The following is a 1,073-nucleotide window of genomic DNA, read 5'->3' on the forward strand; positions in this document are numbered from 1 at the left end:
GTTTTTCGTCTTCCAGGAGCCGATGGTTAGCATCGAGACCTGAAGGACGAGAGATGAAGAGAATTCCGAAGCAGGAGTACACGGCCGAGTTCAAGGAACAGGCCGTCAAGCACGCCCAGGCGGTGGGCATCGTGGTGGCCGCCAGGGAACTGGGCCTGGTCGAGCAGACGCTGCGCAACTGGGTGAAGGCGGCCGAGGCGGGCAAGCTCGTGGGCGCCGGCGCCAAGCCGGTGACGCCCGAGCAGATGGAGCTGTCCAGGCTGCGCGCGGAGAACGCGCGGCTGAAGATGCACGTCGACATCCTAAAAAAAGCGACGGCGTACTTCGCGAAGGATGCGCTGTGAAGTACGCCTGGATCGACGCGCAGCGCCGCGACTACCCCCCTGCCCGACATGTGCGAAGTGCTGGCCGTGAGCGTGAGCGGCTACCGCGCCTGCAAACGCGGCGGCAAACCCGACCGCACACGCTTGACGGACGTGCAGGCCGTGGCCTTGATGAAGAGCATCCACGCCGAAGTCAAGGGCGCCTACGGCTCGCGGCGCATGCACCGCGAGCTTCAGGGCCGCGGCCACCGCATCGGCCTGCGCCGCGTCGAGCGGCTGATGCGCGAGAACGGCATCCGTGCACGGCACAAGCGGCGCTTCAAGGCGACGACGGACTCCAAGCACTCGATGCCGGTGGCACCCAACCTGCTGGCGCGCAACTTCACGCCGCAAGCGCCGAACAAGGTGTGGACGGGCGACATCACGTACATCCAGACCGGCGAAGGCTGGCTGTACCTGGCCATCGTGCTGGATCTGTTCAACCGCGAGATCGTGGGCTGGTCGATCAAGCCGAGGATGACGGCCGACATCGTCACCGACGCGCTGACGATGGCCTGGTTCCGGCGCAAGCCGCGCGCCGGCGTGCTCTTTCACAGCGACCGTGGCAGCCAGTACGCCAGCCAGGCCATGACGGCCAGGCTCAGCGAGTACGGCATGACCGCCTCGATGAGCCGCAAGGGCGATTGCTGGGACAACGCACCCACCGAGAGCTTCTTCAACAGCCTGAAGAACGAGCGGGTGCACGGAACC

At 66.0% G+C, this 1,073-nt stretch carries 1 pseudogene; it reads left to right on the top strand.

Going from position 1 to position 1,073, the window contains the following annotated elements:
• Positions 1-53: 53 nt before the first annotated feature.
• Positions 54-1,073, top strand: a pseudogene (locus tag DRV96_RS17745) (IS3 family transposase); the annotation flags it as partial.

It is taken from the genome of Azohydromonas sediminis (genome assembly GCF_003574675.1).
Lineage (GTDB): Bacteria > Pseudomonadota > Gammaproteobacteria > Burkholderiales > Burkholderiaceae_C > Calidifontimicrobium > Calidifontimicrobium sediminis.